This window comes from Pseudomonas sp. SWRI50 (genome assembly GCF_014269095.1).
GTDB lineage: Bacteria > Pseudomonadota > Gammaproteobacteria > Pseudomonadales > Pseudomonadaceae > Aquipseudomonas > Aquipseudomonas kermanshahensis.
In genome coordinates this window covers 23,413-46,834 of the sequence record NZ_JABWRW010000020.1, presented here as the reverse complement: position 1 = coordinate 46,834, position 23,422 = coordinate 23,413, and the positions used below count along the sequence as shown (strand labels likewise).

The following is a 23,422-nucleotide window of genomic DNA, read 5'->3' as shown; positions in this document are numbered from 1 at the left end:
AGCCTGTCTCCAGGATGGTACGGCGATTTGTGGAGTTGCACATGCTCGAACAGGCTCAGCGCGTTCTCAAGGATATCTTCGGCTACGACAGTTTCCGTGGGCGCCAGGCAGCAATCATCGAATGCGTGGCCAACGGCGGCGATGCGCTGGTACTGATGCCCACCGGCGGCGGCAAGTCGCTGTGCTTCCAGGTGCCGGGGCTGCTGCGCCCAGGCCTGACCGTGGTGGTTTCGCCGCTGATTGCGTTGATGGACGACCAGGTCGCTACGCTCGACGAGCTTGGCGTGGCCGCGGCCGCACTCAACTCGACGCTGAGCGCCGAGCAGCAACGTGAGCTGGCCGGGCGCATGCGCCGCGGTGAGCTGAAGATGCTGTACCTGGCGCCTGAACGTCTGGTTCAGCCGCGCATGCTCGACTTCCTGCGCGACCTGGACATCTCGCTGTTCGCCATCGACGAGGCCCACTGCGTGTCGCAATGGGGCCACGATTTCCGTCCGGAATACCTGCAGTTGGGCCAACTGGCCGAGCTGTTCCCGCATGTGCCGCGCATCGCCCTGACCGCCACCGCCGACATGCGCACCCGCGAAGAGATCGTCCAGCGCCTGCACCTGCAGGGCGCCGAGCGTTTTCTTTCCAGTTTCGACCGGCCCAACATCTTCTACCGCATCGTGCCCAAGGAGGCGCCGCGCAAGCAGCTGATGGCCTTCCTCGGCGAGCGTCGCGGCAACGCAGGCATCGTCTACTGCCTGTCGCGCAAGAAGGTCGACGAGACCGCTGCCTTCCTCTGCGACCAGGGCTTCCCGGCGCTGCCGTATCACGCCGGCCTGGCTGCCGAAACGCGATCCGCCAACCAGCACCGCTTCCTCAACGAGGAAGGCTTGATCATGGTCGCCACCATTGCCTTCGGCATGGGCATCGACAAGCCCAACGTGCGCTTTGTCGCCCACCTCGACCTGCCCAAGTCGCTCGAGGCCTATTACCAGGAGACCGGCCGTGCCGGCCGTGATGGCTTGCCGTCCGATGCCTGGATGGCCTACGGCCTGCAGGACATGGTGATGCTCAAGCAGATGCTGCAGAACTCCGAGGGCGACGAGCGCCACAAGCGCGTCGAGCAGCACAAGCTCGACGCCATGCTGGCCCTGTGTGAAGAAACCCGCTGCCGCCGCCAGTCGTTGCTGGCGTACTTCGACGAAACCCTTGAGCAGCCCTGCGGGCATTGCGACAACTGCATCGACCAAGTGCAGACCTGGGACGCCACCGAACCTGCTCGCCAGGCGCTGTCGGCCGTATTCCGTACCGGCCAGCGCTATGGTGTCGGGCACCTGGTGGACGTCCTGCTGGGCAAGGACACCGAGAAAGTGCGCAATTTCGGCCACGAGAAGCTTTCGGTGTTCGGTGTCGGCAAGTCGCTGGCCGAGGTCGAGTGGCGTTCGTTGTTCCGCCAGTTGGTCGCACGCGGCCTGGTAGATATCGACCTTGAAGGCTACGGGGGCCTGCGCCTTTCCGACAGCTGCCGGCCGCTGTTGCGCGGCGAGGTGACCTTGCAACTGCGCCGCGACCTCAAGCCGCAGACGGTGGCCAAGAGCGCTGGCAGCGGCGGCAGCCCGGCCAGCCAGTTGGTGCGTGCCGAAGAACGCGAGCTGTGGGAGGCGCTGCGTACCCTGCGGCGCAAGCTGGCCGAGGAGCACAGCGTGCCGCCTTACGTCATCTTCCCCGATTCGACGCTGCTCGAAATGCTGCGCAGCCAACCCGCCAGCCTCAGCGACATGGCCCAGGTCAGCGGCGTGGGTGCGCGCAAGCTGGAGCGCTACGGTCAGGCCTTTCTGGAGGTGCTCAACAACAGCGGTGGCACCGATGAGGCGCCCAAGGTGGTGCTCGACCTGCGCCACGAGCTGGTCAGCCTGGCGCGCGCGGGCATGACCCCCGCGCAGATCGCCGGCCAGCTCAATTGCAGCGAAAAGAACGTGTACAGCCTGCTGGCCGAGGCCATCGGTCGCCAGGAACTGAGCCTTGATCAGGCCCTCGACCTGCCGGAAGACCTGATGATGGAGGTGCAGGACGCCTTCCTCGACGGCGAAGGCGAGCTGCCGCCGGTGTCGACTATCGCGCCCTTGTTTGGGCCACGGGTACCGGAGGGGGTGCTGTATTGCATACGCGCAGCATTGGCCGCGGAGTTCGACGTTTAACAGCCGGCAGGTTCGAGGCCAGAACCGCCAACTGCTGACCTTTGTCATGCTTTTTGACGATTATCGAACACTGGCAAGCGCCCGAGCCTTGCCACGTGGTCCGGGGCATGGTTAGCTGCCTAATAATTAGATCTATTCAATGAGTTGCTTATGCCCCTGACCGACAACCAACACCGCTTCGGCATGCAGCTGGCCCAGATGTCCCGGGGCTGGCGTGCCGAGTTGGACCGCCGCTTGGCCGGGTTAAACCTGTCCCAGGCGCGCTGGCTGGTGTTGCTGCACCTGGCCCGTTTCGAAGAAGCACCGACCCAGCGTGAGCTGGCCCAGAGTGTGGGTGTCGAAGGCCCGACCCTGGCGCGCTTGCTCGACAGCCTGGAGGCGCAGGGCTTGGTGCGCAGGCAGGCAGTGCTTGAAGACCGGCGGGCGAAGAAGATTTTGCTGTGCCCACCGGCCAAGCCGCTGATCGAACAGATCGAGACCATTGCCAACGCGCTGCGGGTAGAGCTGTTCACCGGGGTGGATGAGGCGGACCTGGAAGTGTGCATGCGGGTGCATGCGAAGATTCTGGGTAACCTCGAAAAGTCCTGATTTCGGGGGCTGCTTTGCAGCCCATTCGCGGGACAAGTCGGATCGCCGCACCGCCGCTCCCACCCGAACTATGTAGCCTCCAAGGCTAGCGCCGCACCTGTGGGAGCGGCGGTGCGGCGATCCGACTTGTCCCGCGAATGGGCCGGATACGGCCCCATCGATTCAGAAGGTATGCCCCAGGTTCAGGTAAACCGCCTGCTCATGCGCACTGTTGGCCCCATAGCTCAGGTTCAACGGCCCCAACGGTGTCTCCAGCCCCAGGAAGATACTCGCCGCATTGATGTAGCCACTGTCGAACTCATTGTCGTTGTTCCACGCCCGCCCACGTTCCAGCGAGCCGCCGATGTACAACGGGAAGTCCAGCGGCACGTAGGCCCGTGGCGTCAGGCGGCGGTAATAGACCATGCGCAGCAAGCTGATGTTCTGCCCCGACACCGAGTCTTGGCGGAACCCTGACAGCTCCCGCGCGCCGCCCATCACGAAGCTTGAGGTCACCACCTCGGCATCATCCAATGTGCGCCCGTAGCGCCCGCCCAGCACCCAGGTATTCGGGCCACTGCTGATGGCCTTGTCCAGGTTGAACAGCCACTGGCGGTAGTCCTGGTCGGAGTCGAGCGATTTGTCGTACTTGCGCAGTGTCAGGCCGATGTCTTCGCCGCTGTGCGGGAAGTACACGTTGTCGAGGGTATCGAACGAGTACTTGAGCTCGTAGAACCCTTCATTGAAGCTGACCTTGGGCAGGTTCTGGTCACCGATACGCACTTCGGCTTCCCCCCAGGCCTTGCCCGCGCCAAGGCGCACTTCGCCATAGGTGCCGATCTGCCGGCCGAGGTTGAGGCCAAAACCATAACGTTCCAGGCGGTACTCGGCGATCGGGTCATTGTCCAGGGTCGCTTCGATGTTGCGCGAGCCTATGTCCAGGTAGGGCGCGACGAAGTAGCGCGAGCCCACATCCAGCGGCTGATAGAACTCGCTGTAAAGCTCTTGCTGGTCGCCGATCTGGGCGCGGGTCAGCCATTCGGCGCCCAGGCTGTTGATGCCGTTGACCCGGTAGCTGGCGCCGAGGTTGAAGGCGCTGTCGCCGCGCAGGTCATCCGACAGGTTCAGGCCCAGACGCAAGTAGTCGGTGCCGCCGCGCCTGCCGCGGGCATTGATCACCAAGGTGTTGTCAGCGCCCTTGTGCACCACGCGGTACTGCACCCGGTCGAAGTAGTCCAGGCCATACAGCGTGCCCATGTCGGTCTGCAGGCGGTCGAGCTCCAGCGGCGCATCGATCGGCTGGCGGATATAGGAGCGGATCACGTCATCGCTGACCTTGGAGTCGTTTTCCACCCGGATCGCAGTGATCACCGGCGTGCGTTGACGCGGCGAGCGGGCAACGGCCAGGCTGCTGTCGCCCTCGGGCTGGCGCAACGCGGCCAGGCGCGGGTCGAGCAGGCGGGTGGCGCGGTAGCCGGCTTCGATCATCTCGCGGGCGCGGCCGAAGTCGGTCACGCCAAATGCGGCCAGCGTCGGCTGGATCAGGATGTCGTCGCGGTGCAGGCTGGCCAGTTGTTCTTCAGAGTTGCGCCGGGTCATCAGGGTGATCGACTGGTTCAGCACATCAACCACCGTGGCCAGTTGCTTGCGGTCACGCAGCGGCGTACCGATGTCGACCACGATAGCCAGGTCCACACCCATGTCGCGGGCCACATCCAGCGGGATGTTGTCGACCATGCCGCCATCCACCAGCAAGCGGCCATCCAGCTCGACCGGGGCGAACACCGCGGGGATCGACATGCTGGCGCGGATCACCTGGGGCAGGTGGCCGCGGCGGAACACCACCTTTTCGCCGCTGGCGATGTCGGTGGCAACCGCACGGAAGGGGATGGGCAGTTTGTCGAAGTCGCGGGTGTCGGCGGTATGAGCCAGCTTGCTTTCCAGCAGCAACGCCAGGTTCTGGCCCTGGATCACGCCCAGCGGCAGGCCCAGGCTGCCGTCGTCGCGAAAGCTCAGCTTCTGCTTGACCAGAAAATCACGGTCGTCCTGCTTGCGCCGGAACGGCACATCCTTGCGCGGGGGCGCATCCGACAAGGCCTGTTGCCAGTCCAGGGTAGTGGCTAGCTTTTCCAGTTCTTCGACGCTGTAACCCGAGGCGTACAGCCCGCCGATCACCGCCCCCATGCTGGTGCCCGCGATGGCGTCGATGTGCACGCCTTGTTCCTCCAGGGCCTTGAGCACGCCGATATGGGCCAGGCCGCGTGCCGCGCCGCCAGAGAGCACCAGGCCAACCTTGGGCCGTACCTGCTCGGCGGCATTGACCGTGGCAGCAACCAGCATCAGCAAAAAGCAGAACAGCGAACGGCGCATCGTGAGTCTCAAACCGTGGGCGAAAGACCGCTAGTATAAGCGGCCCCTTACCTGGAGATGCTTCGCAATGGCCATCAGCAAGCCTGAAATCGTCATCACGTATTGCACGCAGTGCCAGTGGCTGCTGCGCGCTGCCTGGCTGGCCCAAGAACTGCTCAGCACCTTTGCCGACGACCTTGGTCGGGTAGCACTGGAGCCGGGTACCGGTGGCATCTTCCGCATCACCTGTGATGGCGTGCAGATTTGGGAGCGCAAGGCCGACGGTGGGTTCCCGGAGGCCAAGGTGCTCAAGCAGCGGGTGCGTGACCAAATCGACCCGCAGCGCGACCTGGGCCACAACGATCGCTGATCAGGCGCCTTCGGCCAGCGGCCGTGGCTTTACGGGTTGTTCGGCTGCCAGGCGGCTGGACAGCACGATGGCGAAAATGATCAGCGCGCCACCCAGCAGCATGCGTACCGTGGGCGTTTCGGCGAACACGGCCCAGGCCACGGCGATGCCGTAGACCGGCTCCATGCCGAACACCACGGCAGCCGTGCGCGCCTTGATCACGGCCAGGCTGGCGACAAACAGGCTGTGGGCCACGCCCGTGCAGAAGACGCCGAGCAGGGCGATCCACAACCAGTCCATCGGCGTCACCGCGCCCAGCCCAGGTGCTGCGTACGGCAACAGGCAAAGGCTGACCACCAGGTTTTGCCACAGTGCTGCCTGCACGGCGGGCAAGCGGCCGGAGCCGGCGCGGTTGGTCAGCGACAGCAACGAGAACAACAGCCCCGACAGCAGCGCCCAGAGCAGGCCGCCAGTGGCCTCGCTGGCCAGGTCGAAGGCCGGTGTGACCAGCACCAGGCCGATGCTCACCAGCAGCACCAGCACGGCTTCGTTGCGGCGGATGCGTTCGCGGAACAGCAGGCCTTCGAGGATCACGGTAAAGGCTGGGAAGCTGGCGAAGCCCAGGGTGGCGATGGCCACGCCGCCCACCTTGACGGCGATGAAGAAGCTGACCCAGTGCCCCGCCAGCAGCACGCCGCCGAGCAGTAGGCGGCGCACATCCTGGCCACTGAGCCGGTGCCAGCCTTGGCGGGCAAAACTGGCGAACAGGGCCAGGGCCAGGACGGCAAAAACGGCGCGGCCGAAAACGATGATGGCCGGGCTGGCGCTGGCGGCCAGCTTGCCGAAGACGCCGGTAAGGCCGAAGAACAGCGCGCCAATGTGCAGGGCGCCTAGGGCTGTGCGGTGGTTCATGGTGGTCCTTGAGCAAGAGTATGTCAGTACTGGCGCTTTCGCGGGGCAAGCCCGCTCCCACAGGTACGGCGCAACCCCCGAAGCATGTGGGGGCGGGCTTGCCCCGCGAAAGGGCCAGTGCAGGCACAGTGTAAGTCTTCAGGCAGACCCGTTCTGTCGCCCACCTAGCGTCCGTTATCGCCAGACTCTCGCCGCAACGCCAAAGGCGTACAGCCAAACGCCCGCAACATCGCCGCCGAAAACGCACTCTGCGAGCTGTACCCCACACGCGCCGCAATCTCCCCCATTGGCAGCACCGTCTGCTCCACCAGATGCCGTGCCTTGAGCAAGCGCCGCTGGCGCATGTAGTCCATCGGCGTCATCGCGCATTCGGCAATAAAGCGTGCATGCAGGCGAGCAGTGGACAGCCCGGCCAGGCGTGCCAGGTCGGCGACCTGCAACGGGTAGGCAGCATGTTGCTCGATATGCGCATCGAACGCCGCATAAGGCAGGCGCTGGCTGGCCCTGATGCTGGCGGCTGCCGGCGGGGTAAGGCTGGCCAACAGCAGCGCCGCGCTTTGGCGGGCGATCAGCGGGTCGCCCATGGGGCTGGCCGCCAGCCAGTCCACCAGCTGCTGCTGGCGAGCGTCCAAGCTCAAGGCCGCGGGACGATCGAGCAGCCGGCGGCTGGCATCGGCATGCTCGCCCAGTTGCTCGCGCAACCACTGCTCCCCAGGCACGTCCAGCACCAGGCAGTCGCTGCCAGCGCCGCTGGAGCAGGTGTGATGTGCGCCGGCTGGCACCACCATCAGGCCCTGACGATCAACCCGTGCTCCCTGGCCCTGGACCTCAAATTCCAAGCGGCCGCTCAGGCCGAACACCAGTTGCGGATATTCGTGGCTGTGGGTGATCAAGCTGTCTCGGTAACGACGCAGCGAAAGGATCGGGCCGGTGGTCATGGGGAGTCCTCGCAGGGCATAAGCGCATTGTGCCTCATTCACTGCAAACCATCATTCGTAACCCTTTTGCCACCGCACTGTCATCCGTGCCTGCCAGTCTCCAGCAAACTGCGCCGGAGCCCGCCCATGACCCATGCCGAACTCTCCCGTCCCTTGCGCAAGCAGCGCGTGCGCACGTTATGGATTTCCGATGTACACCTGGGCACACGCGATTGCCAGGCCGAGCACTTGTCGCGGTTTCTCAAGGGCTACCAGGCGGATCGCATTTACCTGGTCGGCGATATCATCGATGGCTGGAAGCTGCGTGGCGGCATCTATTGGCCGCAAGCCCACACCAACGTCATCCGGCGCCTGTTGACCATGAGCAAGCGAGGCACCGAGGTCATTTATGTCACCGGCAACCATGACGAATTCCTGCGCCGTTATTCGAAGCTGATGCTGGGCAACATCCAGTTGGTGGATGAGGCCGAGCACCTGACGGCCGATGGGCGCCGGCTGCTGGTGATCCACGGCGACCAGTTCGACGTAATTACCCGCTACCACCGCTGGCTGGCGTTTCTAGGTGACCGTGCGTATGAGTTCACCCTGGTGCTCAACCGTTGGCTCAACCACTGGCGTGCCCGTTACGGCTATGGCTACTGGTCGTTGTCGGCTTACCTCAAGCACAAGGTGAAGGGCGCTGTGAGCTTCATCAGCGACTTCGAGGATGCCATTGCCCACGAGTGCACCCGCCGCGGGTTTCAGGGGGTGGTATGCGGGCACATCCATCATGCCGAGATCCGCAAGGTGGGGGAGGTGGAGTACCTCAATTGCGGGGATTGGGTGGAGTCGTGCACGGCCTTGATCGAGCACTGGGATGGCAGCATCGAGCTGTATCGCCTGGCGGATGCGCAGGCGCGACACGCTGAAGGCCGCAAAGCGGCCCAGGCCAGTTAAAGGCTGATCTTGCCCAGCAAGATGTCACGGAACATGGCGAAATCACCGATCAGGCTGTAAAGCGGATAGGTAAACGTCGCCGGCCGGTTCTTCTCGAAGAAGAAATGCCCGACCCACGCAAAGCCATAGCCAAACAGCGGCACGGCCAGCAGCAGCAACCATTTGCCGCTGCCGATGGTGTACGCCAGCAAGGCAATCACCAAGCTTGTCCCGACAAAATGCAGGCGGCGGCAGGTGGGGTTGCTGTGCTCACCCAGGTAGTAGGGGTAGAACTCGGCAAAACTGCGAAACTGCGCTGTGCTGTTCATGGCACTGCTCCGGGATTAATACTTCTGGATAAGATGCACGGCGTGGAGCCTGAATCGAGTCTAGAGTCATTGGCGGGGCCTACCAGTGACAATAGGCGCCAATTGAGTATCCTTGGGGTTCACCGCAGGAGCGGTCAGCATAAGAAGCCTGTCATGAGTGAAAGAACCACGTCAGCCAGCTGGGCATCAGGGATCGTCAAGGCACTCGAGCTGGAAGGGCTCGATTGCCCAGCCATGTTCAAGCAACTCGGGCTCGACTTCGCCGCCCTCGACGACCCCGACGCGCGTTTCCCTCAGGATTCCATGACCCGGCTGTGGCAGCTAGCGGTGGAACTGTCGGGCAACGAAGCCATCGGCCTGAACATGGCACGGGTAGTTCGCCCGGCTTCGTTCCATGTGGTGGGCTATGCATTGATGTCCAGCCGCACCCTGGCCGAAGGCTTCGAGCGGCTGGTGCGTTACCAGCGCATCATTGCCGAAAGCTCCGACTTGAGCTTCCGCCTCGGCCCTGAGGGCTATTCGCTGATTCTGACCGTGCATGGCGACCATCTGCCACCGACCCGGCACAGCGCCGAAGCGTCGTTGGCGTGCGCGCTGTCGTTGTGTACCTGGCTCAGCGGGCGGGTCATACAGCCTCGCCGGGTATTGGTGCAGGGGCCGCAGCCGAAGAACATCGAACCCTACAAGGTCGCCTTCCATTCACCGTTGGTGTTCGATGCACCGCACGATGCGCTGGTGTTCGAGCGTGCCGACATGGAAGCGCCACTGCCGACGGCCAACGAGGCCATGGCCATATTGCACGACCGTTTTGCCGGTGAGTACCTGGCGCGCTTTTCGGAAAGCCGGGTCACCCACCGGGTGCGCCAGGTGCTGTGCCGCATCCTGCCCCAGGGCGAGCCCAAGCGTGAAACCCTGGCCCAGGCCCTGCACCTGTCTCAGCGGACCTTGCAGCGGCGCCTGCAAGAGGAGGGCACCAGCTTCCAGACCTTGCTCGACGATACCCGCCGTGAGCTGGCCGAGCAGTACCTGGCCCAGCCCGGCATGACCCTGCTGGAAACCGCCTACCTGCTGGGTTTCGCCGACCCGAGCAATTTCTACCGGGCGTTCCGCCGCTGGTTCGATGCCACCCCCAGCGAATACCGCGCCCGCCTGGGCGCGGAGCCTGAAGGGGTCAGTGACGCCAGAACGCCGGCATGCACAACACTAGCACCGTGATGATCTCCAGCCGGCCGAGCAGCATGCCGCCGGCGAGGATCCACTTGGCGGCGTCCGGCAGCGTCGCATAGTTGCCGGCTGGGCCGATCACTTCGCCCAGCCCCGGGCCTACGCCCGACACGGTGCCGGCGGCACCGGTCAGCGCGGTCATCCAGTCCACGCCCAGCAGCGACAGCAGCAACGCCATCACGCAGATGGTGATCGCGAAAAAGAACGAGAACGTCAGGATCGAGCGCACGATTTCTTCGTCGAGGCGGTGCCCGTTGTACTTCTGCTTGATCACTGCGCGCGGGTGGATCAACTGGTTAAGGCTGGCCTTGAGCAGGATGTAGGCGACCTGGAAGCGGAAGATCTTGATGCCGCCTGCGGTCGAGCCGGAGCAGCCGCCGACGAAGCCCAGGTAGAAGAACAGCATCAGCGAGAAATTGCCCCACAGGCTGTAGTCGCCCAGGGCGAAGCCGGTGGTGGTGACCACCGAGGTCACGTTCAGCGCCACGTGGCGCAAGGCATCCAGCCAGTGCAGGTTGGTGGTGGCCCAATACCAGGTACCCAGCACGACCCAGGTGACCACCAGCATGCCGAGCAACCCCTGAACCTGCTGGTCGCGGATCAACGCCCGGCGGTTGCCGCGCAGGGTGGCCACATACAAGGTGAAGGGCAGGCTGCCGAGGATCATCACCACCACCGCGACCCAATGCACAGCAGGGATATCCCATTTCGCCAATGACTGGTCGGAGGTCGAGAAGCCCCCGGTGGAAATCGCCGACATGGCGTGGTTGATGGCATCGAATGGCCGCATGCCGGCCCACCAGAAGGCCAGCGCGCCGAGCACGGAGAAACCGACGTACACGCCGACGATCGACTTGGCGACCATGTGTGAACGCGGCATGACCTTTTCGGAGCGGTCCGAGGACTCGGTCTGGAACAGGCGCATGCCACCAATGCGCAGCAGCGGCAGGATCGCCACGGCCATGGCGATAAAGCCGATGCCGCCGAGCCAGTGCAGCATCGAGCGCCACATCAAGATCCCCGGCGACATGCTGTCCAGGCCGCTGAGCACCGTGGCGCCGGTCGCGGTGATGCCGGACATGCTCTCGAAGAAGGCGTCGGTGTAACTGATGTGTTGCGTCAACAGGAACGGCAAGGCCGCGAACACGCACACCACCAGCCAGCTGCTGACGGTCAGCAGGTACATGTCGCGCGGGCGCAGGTGCACGTGCTCGGGCCGGCCCTGCACGACCATGAGCAGGCCGGCGATGAAGGTGATCAGGCTGGACCAGAGGAACGACGGCATGTCGCCAGTGCGCTCGAAGATCACCAGGGTCGCCATGGGCACGACCATGCTGACGGCCAGGGTGATCAGGAAGATGCCGATGATGAAACCAATGATCCTTAAGGTCGGCAACGCCATGTGATCTGCTCTGACTCTGAACGGAAGGGCGCCATTCTACCTATGGGTCTGGTGATGTAAACGCTAGAATGGCCGCACATTCACCTGCCAGGAGGGTAGCCGATGGAGGCTCTCGACGCATTGCTCAACCGTGTTTCCGTGCCACGTCTGACCGACCCCGCGCCAAATGATGCCCAGCGTGAGGCGTTGTTCCAGGCTGCATTGCGTGCACCGGACCACGGCCAGCTGCGCCCGTGGCGGTTCCTGACCATCGAAGGCCAGGGCCGTGAGAAGCTGGGCGAGCTGTTCGCCGAAGCGGTGCAGCACAAGGGCGATGCCAGCCAGGCAGCGCTGGACAAGGCACGCGCCATGCCGCTGCGTGCGCCGTTGCTGATCGTGGTGATCGCCAAGCTGCAGGATCATTTCAAGGTGCCCAAGTCCGAGCAGCGCCTGGCGGCCGGGTGTGCGGCCCACGGGATTCTGATCGCGGCGCATGCCCAGGGTGTCGGTGCGGTGTGGCGTACCGGTGACATGGCGTTCGATGCGCATGTGCACAAAGGGCTGGGGTTGGCCGAGCATGAGGAGTTGATCGGTTACCTGTATGTCGGCACGCCGGTGAACGAGCCGCGTACCGCGCCGGTGCTGGACACTGCTGATTTTGTCAGTGCCTGGGGCGAGTAAACGCTGAGATTGTTGGGGCCGCTATCGCGTAACCCGTGTAGGAGCAGCCTTGTGCTGCGAATGGGGCGCAAAGCGGCCCCGCCCCAGGCTCAACCAACAACCTGTGCCACAGGCAACTCCAGCCGTGCCACAAATCCCCCTTGCGGATGGTTCGCCAGCACCAGGCTGCCGCCATGGCGCTCGGCTGCCTTGCGCGCAATCGCCAGCCCCAGTCCATGCCCAGCGGTTTGCTGCCCCGGGGCGCGGAAAAACGGCTCACCCAGCTGCGCCAGGTGTTCTGCCGCCACCCCAGGCCCATGGTCACGCACGCTCACCACGATGCGGCCCTGCTCACGCTCGGCGCTGACTTCGATCGGCTGCCCGACCGGGTTGAAGCGCAAGGCATTGCGCAGCAGGTTGTCGACGGCGCGCTCGATCAAGGTTGGCCAACCCTGCAAGGTCAGCCCAGGTTGCGCCTGCAGGCGGACCTCCTGCTCCGGCGCGCTGAGCAACGCATCCTTGCGCACGCCGCCCAGCAAGGCGTTGAGGTCGACCGGCTCGGCATGCGCCTGCTCGGCATCGACACGGGCCAGGGCAAGGATTTCGCTGATCAGGTCTTCCAGCCGGTCGCATTCGCGGGTCAGGCGCGGCCACAGCGCCTGACGCTGCTCGGGCTCAGCGCGTTCGGCCAAGGCCAGCGCGATACGCAGCCTAGCCAGCGGTGAGCGCAGTTCATGGGAGACGTCGCGTAGCAACTGGCGCTGGCTGCCGATGGTGCTCTGCAGGCGGGCACCCATCTTGTTGAAGTCGTTGGCCAAGACCCCGAACTCGTCGCGCCGGGCGGCCAGGCGCGCCAGGCTGTTCTGTTGGTAGCTGGTCTGGCCGAGGTCGTGCACTGCGCTGCGCAGGCGGCTCAAGGGGCGGGTGATGGACAGGGTCACCAACAGGCTGAACAAGGTCAGTACCACCAAGGCGATGCCCAGTGCACTGAGTGGCCAGAGCAGGCTCTCGCGGTGCCACGCGTCCAGCTCGGGGTGCGGGATCCGGTAAATCAGCAGGTACGTCTCACCGCTGTAGGGGCTGGTGTATTCCTCGGTCAGGCGCCGCCACGGCAAGCGCCGCTCGTCATTGTGCTGGCGCGCCTCGAAGGCCGCTGCGCGGCGCGGGAAGGTGCCGGGCACCACCGCCTCGCCGCTGTCGTCGAGCACTTGCACATCGATCTTGAAGCGCTGCTTGCGGCGTTCGAGGAACTGCTGCGCCGAGGCCGTGCCTTCCTGTTCGTAGTGCTTGGCCCAGTGGCTGGCGAGGGTGTTGAGGCCTGGGTGGCGGCTGAGGATCCAGGCGTCCTGGTTGAGCATGTGGCCCAACAGGATCGACAGCCCGGCAACCAGGGTAATGGCCAGCCAGAAACTGGCCAGGATGCGCCAGAACAGTGAACGCAAGTGCACCTCCTGCAAACGGGAAAAGCCCGGCCCGCAGGGGTGCGGGCCGGGCGTCGGGCGGTTAGCTTACTGGGCCTTGGCGGCTTTTTCAGCCTTCCAGGCCTGGAACGCTTGCCATTCGGCTTTCTTCGCAGCCCGCTCTTTCTGCAGTTCGTCGAACTGCTTTTGTTGCTCAGGCTTGAGCAGGGCGCGGACCTGGCTGTCGGTCTTGTCGTGGCTGGCCTTGAGTTCATCCTGCATGGCCTTCTGGTCGGCGGCCGGCAGCTTGGACAGGTAGCGCTCAGTGATGTCGCGGCGTTGCTTCATCTGCTCGCCCATCAGCTTGCCGATCTGCTGACGCTGGTCGCGGCTCAGGTCCAGTTGGGCGAAAGGCGCATCACCGCGATGATGCGGGCCGTCGTGACGCGGGCCGCCTTCAGGCATGGCCATGGCCACGGTCGGCAGGGCGGCGGCGAACATCAGGGCGATAAGGGTCTTGCGCATGGTGTCTCTCCTTTCATAGGCCGGTGGTTACCGGATGAGCACAGTCTACGCAGCCCACCGTCAAGGGCGGTCAGGGGAGGGTAAAGGCTGGGTAAAGATGGCGGCTGAGATTTTGGGGCCGCTGCGCAGCCCATCGCCGGCAAGCCAGCTCCTACAGCGATAGCGCTGCCCTTGAACACTGCACTGCTCATGTGGGAGCTGGCTTGCCGGCGATGGGCTGCGCAGCGGCCCCAGCGATCTCACAAGCTGTAGTAATAGCCCCGGCTACGCAACGCAACGATGCGCGGGCGGCCATCGGCATGGGGCCCGATTTTCTTGCGCAGGTTGCTGACGTGCATGTCCAGGCTGCGGTCATACAGGGTCAGCTTGCGGCCAAGACCAATCTGCGCCAGTTCCTGCTTGTCCAGCGGTTCACCGGGCTGGCGCAGCAGGGCTTCGAGGATGCGGCTTTCGGACAGGGTCAGGGTCATCTCGCGGCCATCGATGCTGGCCACGCCACGTGCCGGGCTGTAGATCAGGTCGCCAATCTCTACCTGGGTGGTGGTGGCGGCCGGGTGGCTGCGGCGCAACACGGCGCGCAGGCGGGCAGTGAGCTCGCGGGGGTCGCAGGGTTTGGCCAGGTAATCGTCGGCGCCCAGTTCGAGGCCAAGGATGCGGTCCAGCGGCTCGCCGCGCGCTGACAGCATCAGCACCGGCAGCTCGGCATGGTCATTGCGCAGTTGTTTGAGCAGCTCCAGGCCGCTGCCGTCAGGCAGCATCACATCCAGCACCACCGCCGCTGGCGCATGCGCGGCCAGGGCCTGACGTGCGCTCAGGCCATCGTGGCAGGCACGTACAGAAAAACCTTCCTGGGTCAGCCAGCTGCCGAGCAGCTCGCACAGCTCCTGGTCATCATCAATCAGTAACAGCTCACTCATGACTCACTCAACTCAACCATCGACGGCGTCATATTGGTCCGCCAGTGGCAAAGATACCGCAGACTGATGGCAAGTGTGTAACCAGTAGCACCGCGTGGCCTGCTTTCGCGGCCAAGCTCGCGCCTGCAGGTTTGCGCAAAGCGCGAAGCTTGCGCTGTCCCTGTGGGAGCGGGCTTGCCCGCGAAAGCAGGCGACACGGCCTTGAATCAAGGCAGAACTTGCTTGAATGGCTTGACGATGACGCTGTCGTACACGCCCGCGGCAATGTACGGATCGGCATCGGCCCAGGCCTGTGCAGCGGCCAGGGAATCAAACTCAGCCACGATCAGGCTACCGCTGAAACCGGCTTCACCTGGGTCATTGCTGTCGATGGCAGGGTGTGGCCCGGCCAGCACCACGCGGCCTTCGGCCTTGAGTTGCTGCAGGCGCTCGATGTGCGCAGGGCGGGCAGCCAGGCGCTTTTCCAGGGAGTTCGCGACGTCGCTGGCGATGATGGCGTAGAGCATGTCAATCCTTGGGTTTGGAGGTAGAAGGGTCGTCGTGCAGGTGACGCGACAGGTAGACACCTTGGGCAACCAGGAAGATCACAGTCATGCCCAGGCTGCCGAACACCTTGAAATCGACCCAGAAGGCCTGGAAGGTGAAGGCGACGAACAGGTTGGCCGCGCCGCAGACCAGGAAGAAGCAGATCCAGGCCAGGTTCAGGCGGGTCCAGATGGCATCGGGCAGGGTCAGGGCGTGGCCCATGATGCGCTTGATCAGCACCCGGTCACCGATGAAGTGGCTGCCGGCGAACGCCAGGGCGAACAACCAGTTGACCACCGGCGCTTTCCATTTGAGGAAGGTTTCGCTGTGGAAGGTCAGGGTCAGCCCGCCGAACACCAGGCAGGCGACCAGGGTCAGCCATTGGCCTTTTTCCAGCTTGCGCTGGCGCAGGAACAGGGCACCGTACACCACCAGGGAACTGGCGATGAGCATGGCCGTGGCACTGTAGATACCGCCGAATTCGAAGCTGTGGCCGGCGACCTCCATGGGCCGCGGGTCGAGCTTGTAGACGATGAAGAACAGCAGCAGCGGGATGAAATCGATGAATTGTTTCACAATGGCAGCCAGAATCGGGATGTGACGGCATAATAACAAACATCGATTCCAGCGGTAGCGCTCCTCCATGAATGTTGATCTGCACTGTCACAGCACGGCCTCCGACGGCGCCCTGTCGCCCACGGTCCTGGTCGCCCGGGCCCATGAGCACGGGGTGCAAACGCTGGCACTGACCGACCATGACACCCTCGAAGGGCTCGTCGAAGCACGCCAGGCCTGCCACGCGCACGGCATGCACTGGGTCAGCGGGGTAGAGCTGTCGTGCACCTGGGGCGGGGCAACCATCCATGTGCTGGGCTATGACTTCCCGCTCGACGCACCGCCCTTGCTCGACGCCATCGAGGCGTTGCACCGTGGCCGCTGGCTGCGCGCGGAGGAAATCGACAAACGGCTGGCGGCCAAGGGCATGCCGGGTGCGCTTGACGGTGCCAGGGCCGTGCAACAAGAACTCGGCGACAGCGGCAACGCCCCAGCGCGCCCGCACTTTGCCGAGTTTCTGGTGCGCGCAGGGCACGTCAAGGACCGCGGCGAGGCCTTCCGCAAGTGGCTGGGCGCCGGCAAACTCGGCGACGTCAAGCAGCATTGGCCGACCCTGGACGAAACCGTTGCGACCCTTCGCCAGTCCAATGCTTGGGTGAGCCTGGCCCATCCGATGCATTACGATCTGACCCGCAGCAAGCGCAGACGGCTGATTGCCGACTATATTCAGGCAGGCGGGCAAGCACTTGAGGTGGTCAACGGGATGATGCCCGCCGAGCAGGTGGGCACGATGTCCATCCTCACCCGTGAGTTCGGCCTGCTGGCAAGCGCTGGCAGTGACTTCCACGGCCCCGGCACCTGGGGAGAGATCGGTGCCTACCGGCCTTTGCCCGAGGACCTGCCACCTCTGTGGCGCCGATTCAGCCATGAACAGCCTATGGCGGTATGAACAGGAAGACTATGTGAGCCAATTTTTCCAGATACATGCGGAAAACCCGCAAGCGCGCCTGATCAAACAGGCCGTCGAAATCATTCGCAAGGGCGGTGTGGTGGTCTATCCCACCGACTCGGCCTATGCACTGGGCTGCCAGATCGGTGACAAGAACGCCATCGAACGGGTCCGCCGTCTGCGCCAGTTGGACAAGCAACACAATTTCACCCTGTTGTGCTGCGACCTGTCGCAAATGGGCCTGTTTGCCAAGATCGATACCTCCACGTTCCGTCTGCTCAAAGCGCACATTCCGGGGCCCTATACCTTTATCCTCAATGCCACCCGGGAAGTGCCGCGGCTCTTGATGCACGAGAAGCGCCGCACCATCGGCCTGCGCGTGCCCTCCAACCCTATCGTCCTGGCGCTGCTCGAGGAGCTGGGAGAGCCGTTGATGAGTGTGAGCCTGATCTTGCCGGGCGATGAAGAACCCATGACGGACCCCTACGAGATCCGCCAACGCCTGGAACACCATGTCGACCTGATCATCGATGGCGGCTTCGGCGACCTCAAGGCATCCACGGTGATCGACCTGACGGGCGATGAGCCTGCCTTGATCCGCGAAGGCTGTGGCGACCCGACCCCGTTCCTGGTCAACGCGTGAGCCAGGTGGAAGCGCCCGAGGCGCCGGCCGAGGAGGTCGAGTCGCCTCAACAGTTGCAACTGGCCCTGGTCTACGGCGAAGCCCTGACCGAGATGCCGGTGGACTTGTACATCCCGCCGGACGCCCTGGAAGTCATTCTTGAAGCGTTCGAAGGGCCGCTGGACTTACTGCTTTACCTAATCCGCAAACAGAACATCGACATCCTCGACATCCCCGTGGCAGAGATCACTCGCCAGTACATGGGGTATGTCGAGCTGATGAAAAGCGTGCGCCTGGAGCTGGCTGCCGAGTACCTGGTCATGGCTGCCATGCTGGCCGAGATCAAATCGCGCATGCTGTTGCCGCGTTCCACCGAAGTCGAGGAAGAAGAGGGCGACCCGCGCGCCGAGCTGATCCGCCGCTTGCAGGAATACGAGCGCTTCAAGGCGGCGGCTGAAGGTATCGATGCGTTGCCACGGGTGGGCCGCGACATTGTCGTGCCACGCCTGGAGGCCCCCCAGGCCAAGGTGCGCAAGCTGCTGCCCCAGGTCAGCCTGGAAGAGCTGCTGGTCTCGATGGCCGACGTCATGCGCCGCAATGACCTGTTCGAAAGCCACCAGATCACCCGCGAGACGCTGTCGACCCGCGAGCGCATGAGCCAGGTGCTCGACCGCCTCAAGGGCGGCGCCTTTGTGCCCTTTGTCGAGCTGTTTGCGGCTGAAGAGGGCAAGCTGGGGGTGGTGGTGACGTTCATGGCGATTCTTGAGCTGGTGAAGGAATCGCTGATCGAACTGGTGCAGAATGAGGCTTTCGCCGCGATCCACGTGCGGCTTCGCGCCGAGTTTGTTGAAGAACCTGATGAACCTGAATGAACCCCGCGACCTGGCGTCGCTGATCGAAGCCTTTCTGCTTGCCTCGGGCAAACCGCAGTCCCTTGAGCGCCTGTACGAGTTGTTCGAAGAGGCGGAACGCCCGGAGCCCAAGGTGTTCAAGAAGGCCCTGGAAGTACTCGGCAAGTCGTGCAACGGCCGCGCTTTCGAACTCAAGGAAGTGGCCACCGGTTATCGCCTGCAGATCCGCGAAGACTTTGCCCCTTGGGTCGGGCGCCTGTGGGAGGAGCGGCCGCAGCGTTATTCCCGTGCGTTGCTCGAGACCATGGCGCTGATCGCCTACCGCCAGCCCATCACCCGTGGCGAGATCGAAGACGTGCGCGGTGTGGCGGTGAACAGCAACATCATCAAGACCCTGATGGAGCGCGAGTGGATCCGCATCGTCGGCTACCGCGAAGTGCCGGGCCGGCCGGCGATGTTCGCCACCACCAAGGCCTTTCTCGACCACTTCAACCTCAAGAGCCTTGAGGAGCTGCCGGCGTTGGCCGAGTTGCGCGAGATGGAGCCCGAACCCTTGCTCGACCCCGACGACGCGCCGGTGCCTGCGCACCTTCAGGCGTTGGCCGATGCAAGCCTTGGGGATGAGGCTGAAGCCGAGGCGCCGAAGGATGAGACCAGCTTCCGCAGCTTGCTGGTGGAGTTGGATGCGATGGAAGAAGGGTTGAAGACCGACTTCGATGATTTACGTGAGCAGGACGTGGTTGAGCCAGAGCCTTCGGTTGAGGGTGAAGACCCGGTACAGCCCTGAGCCCTCTACCACCAGTGCCGGCCTCTTCGCGGGGCAAGCCCGCTCCCACAGGTAAGTAGCAAGCTTCAGGCATTCTGTATGGGAGCGGGCTTGCCCCGCGAAGAGGCCGGCACTGCCAACGCCAAACCATTGGGTAGAAAACCCATCCAGCCCCCATAAAACCCACTACGCTCCAGTGCGTTCCCGACACGAACCGCGTATGATGCGCGGCCCTTTGGCGCGTTCGTCGCCAAGACCCCTTTTTCATTCCTACACCGGGAGGTGCCCAGATGAGTGAGCAAGACCTGCAAAATACCGAAATTACCCCTCCATCCGGCGAAAAGCTGCAGAAAGTGCTGGCGCGCATTGGCGTTGGTTCGCGCCGTGACGTCGAGGCCTGGATCAGCCAGGGCCGGATCAAGGTCAATGGCGTTGCCGCCACCCTCGGCCAGCGCGTCGACCTGCACGATGCCATCGCTGTCGACGGCAAGCTGATCAAGCGCGAGGAAGCCGCCGAGTCCACCCGCCGCGTGATCATGTACAACAAGCCCGACGGCGAGATCTGCACCCGTGACGACCCGGAAGGCCGCCCGACGGTGTTCGACCGCCTGCCACGCCCGAAAGAAGGGCGCTGGATCAACATCGGCCGCCTGGACATCAACACCACCGGCCTGTTGCTGTTCACCACCGACGGTGAATTGGCCAACCGCCTGATGCACCCGTCCTACGAGATGGACCGTGAATACGCGGTGCGTGTACGGGGTGAGGTCGACGACGAGATGATCGAGCGCCTGAAGGCGGGCGTGATGCTCGAAGACGGCCCGGCCAAGTTCACCGACATCCAGAAGGCCCCGGGCGGCGAAGGCTTCAACCATTGGTACCACTGCGTGGTGATGGAAGGCCGTAACCGCGAAGTGCGTCGCCTGTGGGAGTCCCAGGGCATGGTGGTCAGCCGCCTGAAGCGCGTGCGTTTCGGCCCGGTGTTCCTCAACTCCGACCTGCCGATGGGCCGCTGGCGCGAAATGACCCAGGGCGAAATCGACATCCTGGCCGCCGAAGTGGGCCTGCAGCCGGTGGCGCTGCCGGCCTTGAACCTCAAGGCCAAGGACAAGATGGAGCGCATGCAGCGCAAGTCGAGCCGTCCGATGGGGCGTGGCGAGCGCGTGCGTAACCTGCGCCCAGCCAGCGATGCGACGGCTGGCGAGCGCCCAGCGCGTCAGCCGCGTGACACCGCCGCCGAGCGCCCAGCGCGCCCGTCGCGTGATGAAGCGCCACGCAAAGGCAACCGTGGCAGCACGGTGGCCGAGCGCCCGAGCGAGATGCGCAAGCGTACCGGCAAGCCAGAGGGCGACAAGCCGGCAGGCCGTGGCCGCGGCAAGCCGCGCGGTTGATCCGCAGCGTGAGATAAAAAACCAGCCTTCGGGCTGGTTTTTTTTCGCCTCCACCCAACCGAATGAAGCGCGGACCTGGGGCGTGAAGCGGCCCCAACTCATTGATCAATCACCCTTTTTCTGACGAGTGGAAAGCTGGCAAACCACCGTGTAACGTTTTTTATACAAAATCATCCCTTTCCGGCCATCGAATGCGCATTTTCCTACACCTGTAAACAGAACTTGCCGCGCCCATGTCGCCAGCGCTCCCCCTCTACCGTGGCCACCTATTGCCCAAACCCCCGCCACACGCTGATATAGCAGGCATTGCCGTGTGCAAGAGCTCGCCCACAGAGGCGTGCTGACAAAACAACAAATGGAGGCGCCATGTACGCCGATCACTCCGCCTTTCAAGGCTCACACCACAGGATCGCTGCGTTTTTTCCCAAGGAAATGACGCAACGCGTTGACGCCTGCGCGCTTGCAGGGGTATACAGTGCGCCGCGTTTTACCTGTGACCCTCTTGCGTACCGCGCACTCTTGATCACACCCGGCTGAACCGCCTCGGCGGCGCCCGCGTTCAAGAAACCCAAGGTAACCACCTTGCCCATTCCGCTGCGCCACGAGCGCGGTGGGTCCGATTTCGTCACAGATAAAAACAATGCAGGTGACTTCGTTCATGAGTGGACAAAACATGCATTCAGGCGAGCTAAAGCGGGGCCTGAAGAACCGCCACATCCAGTTGATCGCTCTCGGCGGTGCGATTGGTACGGGTCTGTTCCTCGGCTCGGCAGGCGTGATGAAATCCGCCGGCCCGTCGATGATCCTTGGTTACGCCATCTGCGGCTTCATCGCCTTCATGATCATGCGCCAGTTGGGCGAGATGATCGTCGAAGAGCCGGTGGCCGGTTCGTTCAGCCACTTTGCCCACAAATACTGGGGCGGTTTCGCGGGCTTCATGTCGGGCTGGAACTGCTGGGTGCTTTACATCCTGGTGGGCATGTCGGAACTGACGGCGGTCGGCAAGTACATCCACTACTGGTGGCCGGAGATCCCGACCTGGGTCACGGCGGCGGGCTTCTTCCTGCTGATCAACTTCATCAACCTGATGAACGTGAAAGTATTCGGTGAGGCCGAGTTCTGGTTCGCGATCATCAAGGTCGTGGCCATCGTCGGCATGATCGGCCTGGGTGCCTACCTGCTGACCAGCGGCAGCGGTGGCCCGGATGCGTCGGTGACCAACCTGTGGGCACACGGTGGGTTCTTCCCGCATGGTGTCAGCGGCCTGGTCATGGCCCTGGCGTTCATCATGTTCTCCTTCGGTGGCCTGGAGATGCTCGGTTTTACCGCAGCCGAGGCCGACAAACCGAAAACCGTGATCCCCAAGGCTATCAACCAGGTCATCTACCGCATCCTGATCTTCTACATCGGCGCGTTGGTCGTGCTGTTGTCGCTGACCCCATGGGACAACCTGGTCGCCAGCATCGACGCGTCCGGCGGCAGCTACGGCAGCAGCCCGTTCGTGCAGGTGTTCTCCCTGCTGGGCAGCGATGTGGCCGCCCACCTGCTGAACTTCGTGGTCCTGACCGCAGCATTGTCGGTGTACAACAGCGGCACTTACTGCAACGCCCGCATGCTGCTGGGCATGGCCGAGCAGGGTGATGCCCCGGCGGCCCTGGCCAAGGTTGACAAGCGCGGTGTGCCGGTGCGTTCGATCCTGGTCTCGGCGGCGGTGACCCTGATTGCCGTGCTGCTCAACTACTTTATCCCGCAGAATGCGCTGGAGTTGCTGATGTCGCTGGTCGTGGCGACCCTGGTGATCAACTGGGCGATGATCAGCTACTCGCACCTGAAGTTCCGCCAGCACCTGAACCGCACCGGCCAGAAGCCGCTGTTCAAGGCGCTGTGGTACCCCTACGGCAACTACATCTGTCTGGCTTTCGTGGTGCTGATCCTGGGCATCATGCTGCAGATCCCGGGTATCCAGATCTCGGTGTATGCGATCCCGGTGTGGGTGGTGGTGATGTTCCTCTTCTACCTCATCAAGCCTAAGCGTGACGCGCAGGCTAACGGGGCTGCCAGTACCGTGGCCAAGTAATCGCCATAGGCGGCAAGAAAAACCCGATGCCAGGTGACTGGCATCGGGTTTTTTGCGTTACGCGCCCCTTGTAGGAGCAGCCTTGTGCTGTGAAGAGGCCAGTGCAACCAGCACAAAACTCAGATCTGCTCCAACAACCAACTGCGAAACGCCCGCAACGACGGCAGCGCTTCGTTGCGTGGCGGATAGATCAGGTAATAGCTGCGTTGGCTGGCAAACGCCTCGCCGGGGCTGAACAGCTCGCCCTTGGCCAGTTCCTCTTCCACCAGTATCCGCGGCACCAGGCCGATGCCGATGCCGGCGCGCACCGCCTGGATCAAGTGCGACGTCAGCTCGAAGCTCGGGCCCAGGCGCATCGCCCGGTGCGGCAGGCTGTGGTGCGAGAACCACTCGCCCCAGGCATGCGGGTTGTTGGCGACGTTCAGCAGCACTTCTTCGCTGACCCGGGCAGGGCTCCAGCCATGCGCGTCGGCGCCGGCCTCTGGCGGCAGAATCACCAGCAGTTCTTCGGCGTGCAGGCGGTGGCAGATCAGCCCCGGCAGGTCGTGGCTCGCCACACCGATTGCCGCATCGATCTCGCTGGTGTCGAAATTGATCGCTTCGATCCGTGAATGGATATGCACCAGCATGCCCGGGTGGGCGCTGTAGAACGCATGCAGCCGCGGCAGCAGCCATTTCGAGCCGAAGGTGGGCAGGGTGGCCAGGCGCAACGTGCCGACACCCGACTGGTAGGCCAGCGCCTGCAAGGTGGCGCTGCGGATGCGCCCCAAGGCTTCGCTCAGCTCGCGCTGGTACAGCCGGCCGACGTCGGTCAGCTGTACCTGGCGCCCCTCGCGGCGGAACAGCGTCAGCCCCAATTGCTGCTCCAGTGCCTGCACCTGGCGGCTGACAGCGCTTTGGGTCAACGACAGTTCGGCGGCGGCGCGAGTATAGCTTTCATGCCGGGCGGCAGCCTCGAACGCCAGCAGCAGCGACATGGACGGTGTCAGGTGGCGGTAATTCATTCATAAAAGTCATCGATAGCGGCAGGATTA

Annotated in this window: 23 protein-coding genes; 12 read left to right on the top strand and 11 right to left on the bottom strand. The window is 63.8% G+C overall.

Translation table 11 applies throughout. The features are described from left to right. Positions 1 to 41: 41 nt before the first annotated feature. Together recQ and HU750_RS19800 are read left to right on the top strand one after the other, a co-directional pair. On the top strand, positions 42 to 2,186 hold the full coding sequence (gene recQ, locus HU750_RS19805) for a DNA helicase RecQ (RefSeq protein WP_085272475.1): 2,145 nt from the start codon (positions 42 to 44) through the stop codon (positions 2,184 to 2,186). A 150-nt stretch (positions 2,187 to 2,336) separates the two neighbouring features. Further along, positions 2,337 to 2,774, top strand: coding sequence for a MarR family transcriptional regulator (locus tag HU750_RS19800; RefSeq protein ID WP_027593119.1), 438 nt, complete (start codon positions 2,337 to 2,339; stop codon positions 2,772 to 2,774). Between the two features lie 162 nt (positions 2,775 to 2,936). Here the strand turns inward: HU750_RS19800 and HU750_RS19795 are convergent, their stop codons facing one another. After that, on the bottom strand, positions 2,937 to 5,123 hold the full coding sequence (locus HU750_RS19795) for a patatin-like phospholipase family protein (protein ID WP_186681914.1): 2,187 nt from the start codon (positions 5,121 to 5,123) through the stop codon (positions 2,937 to 2,939). A gap of 67 nt (positions 5,124 to 5,190) precedes the next feature. On the opposite strand from HU750_RS19795, the gene HU750_RS19790 reads away from it, so the two are divergent. Further along, positions 5,191 to 5,472: an Rdx family protein gene (locus tag HU750_RS19790; protein WP_027593117.1), complete on the top strand. Its 282-nt coding sequence runs from the start codon at positions 5,191 to 5,193 to the stop codon at positions 5,470 to 5,472. Here HU750_RS19790 and HU750_RS19785 read toward each other — a convergent pair whose 3' ends face one another. Next, the gene (locus HU750_RS19785) at positions 5,473 to 6,363 is read right to left on the bottom strand and encodes a DMT family transporter (protein WP_186681912.1); all 891 of its coding nucleotides are present in this window, start codon (positions 6,361 to 6,363) and stop codon (positions 5,473 to 5,475) included. It lies immediately after the preceding gene. 164 nt (positions 6,364 to 6,527) lie between these two features. Beyond that, positions 6,528 to 7,301, bottom strand: coding sequence for a helix-turn-helix domain-containing protein (locus HU750_RS19780; protein ID WP_186681910.1), 774 nt, complete (start codon positions 7,299 to 7,301; stop codon positions 6,528 to 6,530). A 126-nt stretch (positions 7,302 to 7,427) separates the two neighbouring features. Between HU750_RS19780 and HU750_RS19775 the strand changes: the two genes are divergently transcribed. After that, positions 7,428 to 8,237, top strand: a complete 810-nt coding sequence (locus HU750_RS19775) for a UDP-2,3-diacylglucosamine diphosphatase (RefSeq protein WP_186681908.1) — start codon at positions 7,428 to 7,430, stop codon at positions 8,235 to 8,237. Here the strand turns inward: HU750_RS19775 and HU750_RS19770 are convergent. Beyond that, a complete protein-coding gene (locus HU750_RS19770) occupies positions 8,234 to 8,545 on the bottom strand; it encodes an Mpo1-like protein (protein ID WP_027593113.1) in 312 nt (103 codons plus the stop codon). The two genes, HU750_RS19775 and HU750_RS19770, sit on opposite strands and share 4 nt — an antisense overlap. A 153-nt stretch (positions 8,546 to 8,698) precedes the next feature. Here HU750_RS19770 and HU750_RS19765 point away from each other — a divergent pair, with 153 nt between their 5' ends. Next, positions 8,699 to 9,760 carry an AraC family transcriptional regulator gene (locus HU750_RS19765; RefSeq protein WP_027593112.1) on the top strand — a complete coding sequence of 354 codons (1,062 nt, stop codon included), beginning with the start codon at positions 8,699 to 8,701 and terminating at the stop codon, positions 9,758 to 9,760. On the opposite strand, the gene HU750_RS19760 is transcribed toward HU750_RS19765, so the two are convergent. After that, positions 9,717 to 11,171 (bottom strand): TrkH family potassium uptake protein, encoded by a 1,455-nt coding sequence (locus tag HU750_RS19760; RefSeq protein WP_085272478.1) that lies wholly within the window; start codon positions 11,169 to 11,171, stop codon positions 9,717 to 9,719. The two genes, HU750_RS19765 and HU750_RS19760, sit on opposite strands and share 44 nt — an antisense overlap. Before the next feature lie 102 nt (positions 11,172 to 11,273). On the opposite strand from HU750_RS19760, the gene HU750_RS19755 reads away from it, so the two are divergent. Further along, positions 11,274 to 11,831: an NAD(P)H nitroreductase gene (locus tag HU750_RS19755; RefSeq protein WP_027593110.1), complete on the top strand. Its 558-nt coding sequence runs from the start codon at positions 11,274 to 11,276 to the stop codon at positions 11,829 to 11,831. Between the two features lie 89 nt (positions 11,832 to 11,920). Here HU750_RS19755 and HU750_RS19750 read toward each other — a convergent pair whose 3' ends face one another. The 5 genes from HU750_RS19750 to HU750_RS19730 form a co-directional block, all read right to left on the bottom strand. Further along, a complete protein-coding gene (locus HU750_RS19750) occupies positions 11,921 to 13,258 on the bottom strand; it encodes an ATP-binding protein (RefSeq protein WP_186681905.1) in 1,338 nt (445 codons plus the stop codon). A 60-nt stretch (positions 13,259 to 13,318) separates the two neighbouring features. Further along, complete coding sequence (locus tag HU750_RS19745; protein ID WP_027593108.1) at positions 13,319 to 13,735, bottom strand: Spy/CpxP family protein refolding chaperone; 417 nt, start codon at positions 13,733 to 13,735, stop codon at positions 13,319 to 13,321. Between the two features lie 239 nt (positions 13,736 to 13,974). Continuing rightward, positions 13,975 to 14,652 (bottom strand): response regulator transcription factor, encoded by a 678-nt coding sequence (locus HU750_RS19740; RefSeq protein ID WP_027593107.1) that lies wholly within the window; start codon positions 14,650 to 14,652, stop codon positions 13,975 to 13,977. A gap of 206 nt (positions 14,653 to 14,858) precedes the next feature. Further along, the gene (locus tag HU750_RS19735; RefSeq protein ID WP_027593106.1) at positions 14,859 to 15,158 is read right to left on the bottom strand and encodes a YciI family protein; all 300 of its coding nucleotides are present in this window, start codon (positions 15,156 to 15,158) and stop codon (positions 14,859 to 14,861) included. Between the two features lies 1 nt (position 15,159). Beyond that, on the bottom strand, positions 15,160 to 15,753 hold the full coding sequence (locus tag HU750_RS19730; protein WP_027593105.1) for a septation protein A: 594 nt from the start codon (positions 15,751 to 15,753) through the stop codon (positions 15,160 to 15,162). Positions 15,754 to 15,820: 67 nt separating this feature from the next. Here HU750_RS19730 and HU750_RS19725 point away from each other — a divergent pair, with 67 nt between their 5' ends. From HU750_RS19725 to HU750_RS19700, 6 genes are all read left to right on the top strand, one after another. Beyond that, on the top strand, positions 15,821 to 16,681 hold the full coding sequence (locus tag HU750_RS19725) for a PHP domain-containing protein (RefSeq protein WP_099430134.1): 861 nt from the start codon (positions 15,821 to 15,823) through the stop codon (positions 16,679 to 16,681). Positions 16,682 to 16,694: 13 nt separating this feature from the next. Further along, complete coding sequence (locus tag HU750_RS19720; RefSeq protein WP_033694002.1) at positions 16,695 to 17,324, top strand: L-threonylcarbamoyladenylate synthase; 630 nt, start codon at positions 16,695 to 16,697, stop codon at positions 17,322 to 17,324. Continuing rightward, entirely contained in the window at positions 17,321 to 18,175 is an 855-nt protein-coding gene (locus tag HU750_RS19715; RefSeq protein WP_494277191.1) for a segregation and condensation protein A, read from the top strand. The genes HU750_RS19720 and HU750_RS19715 overlap by 4 nt, the downstream gene beginning before the upstream one ends. Then, on the top strand, positions 18,162 to 18,941 hold the full coding sequence (gene scpB / locus HU750_RS19710) for an SMC-Scp complex subunit ScpB (RefSeq protein WP_186681903.1): 780 nt from the start codon (positions 18,162 to 18,164) through the stop codon (positions 18,939 to 18,941). Before HU750_RS19715 ends, scpB begins: the two co-directional genes overlap by 14 nt. Positions 18,942 to 19,210: 269 nt before the next feature. Beyond that, positions 19,211 to 20,311 carry a 23S rRNA pseudouridine(2605) synthase RluB gene (rluB, locus tag HU750_RS19705; protein WP_186681901.1) on the top strand — a complete coding sequence of 367 codons (1,101 nt, stop codon included), beginning with the start codon at positions 19,211 to 19,213 and terminating at the stop codon, positions 20,309 to 20,311. A gap of 658 nt (positions 20,312 to 20,969) precedes the next feature. Further along, positions 20,970 to 22,388: an amino acid permease gene (locus HU750_RS19700; protein WP_186681899.1), complete on the top strand. Its 1,419-nt coding sequence runs from the start codon at positions 20,970 to 20,972 to the stop codon at positions 22,386 to 22,388. Between the two features lie 119 nt (positions 22,389 to 22,507). Here HU750_RS19700 and HU750_RS19695 read toward each other — a convergent pair whose 3' ends face one another. Then, positions 22,508 to 23,392: a LysR substrate-binding domain-containing protein gene (locus HU750_RS19695; RefSeq protein ID WP_027593098.1), complete on the bottom strand. Its 885-nt coding sequence runs from the start codon at positions 23,390 to 23,392 to the stop codon at positions 22,508 to 22,510. Positions 23,393 to 23,422: the final 30 nt, after the last annotated feature.

Coding starts and splice junctions, on each gene's coding strand:
- recQ (WP_085272475.1), top strand. CDS start 42: ATGCTCGAACAGGCTCAGCGCGTTCTCAAGGATATCTTCGGCTACGAC.
- HU750_RS19800 (WP_027593119.1), top strand. CDS start 2,337: ATGCCCCTGACCGACAACCAACACCGCTTCGGCATGCAGCTGGCCCAG.
- HU750_RS19795 (WP_186681914.1), bottom strand. CDS start 5,123: ATGCGCCGTTCGCTGTTCTGCTTTTTGCTGATGCTGGTTGCTGCCACG.
- HU750_RS19790 (WP_027593117.1), top strand. CDS start 5,191: ATGGCCATCAGCAAGCCTGAAATCGTCATCACGTATTGCACGCAGTGC.
- HU750_RS19785 (WP_186681912.1), bottom strand. CDS start 6,363: ATGAACCACCGCACAGCCCTAGGCGCCCTGCACATTGGCGCGCTGTTC.
- HU750_RS19780 (WP_186681910.1), bottom strand. CDS start 7,301: ATGACCACCGGCCCGATCCTTTCGCTGCGTCGTTACCGAGACAGCTTG.
- HU750_RS19775 (WP_186681908.1), top strand. CDS start 7,428: ATGACCCATGCCGAACTCTCCCGTCCCTTGCGCAAGCAGCGCGTGCGC.
- HU750_RS19770 (WP_027593113.1), bottom strand. CDS start 8,545: ATGAACAGCACAGCGCAGTTTCGCAGTTTTGCCGAGTTCTACCCCTAC.
- HU750_RS19765 (WP_027593112.1), top strand. CDS start 8,699: ATGAGTGAAAGAACCACGTCAGCCAGCTGGGCATCAGGGATCGTCAAG.
- HU750_RS19760 (WP_085272478.1), bottom strand. CDS start 11,171: ATGGCGTTGCCGACCTTAAGGATCATTGGTTTCATCATCGGCATCTTC.
- HU750_RS19755 (WP_027593110.1), top strand. CDS start 11,274: ATGGAGGCTCTCGACGCATTGCTCAACCGTGTTTCCGTGCCACGTCTG.
- HU750_RS19745 (WP_027593108.1), bottom strand. CDS start 13,735: ATGCGCAAGACCCTTATCGCCCTGATGTTCGCCGCCGCCCTGCCGACC.
- HU750_RS19740 (WP_027593107.1), bottom strand. CDS start 14,652: ATGAGTGAGCTGTTACTGATTGATGATGACCAGGAGCTGTGCGAGCTG.
- HU750_RS19735 (WP_027593106.1), bottom strand. CDS start 15,158: ATGCTCTACGCCATCATCGCCAGCGACGTCGCGAACTCCCTGGAAAAG.
- HU750_RS19725 (WP_099430134.1), top strand. CDS start 15,821: ATGAATGTTGATCTGCACTGTCACAGCACGGCCTCCGACGGCGCCCTG.
- scpB (WP_186681903.1), top strand. CDS start 18,162: ATGAACCTGAATGAACCCCGCGACCTGGCGTCGCTGATCGAAGCCTTT.
- rluB (WP_186681901.1), top strand. CDS start 19,211: ATGAGTGAGCAAGACCTGCAAAATACCGAAATTACCCCTCCATCCGGC.
- HU750_RS19700 (WP_186681899.1), top strand. CDS start 20,970: ATGAGTGGACAAAACATGCATTCAGGCGAGCTAAAGCGGGGCCTGAAG.
- HU750_RS19695 (WP_027593098.1), bottom strand. CDS start 23,392: ATGAATTACCGCCACCTGACACCGTCCATGTCGCTGCTGCTGGCGTTC.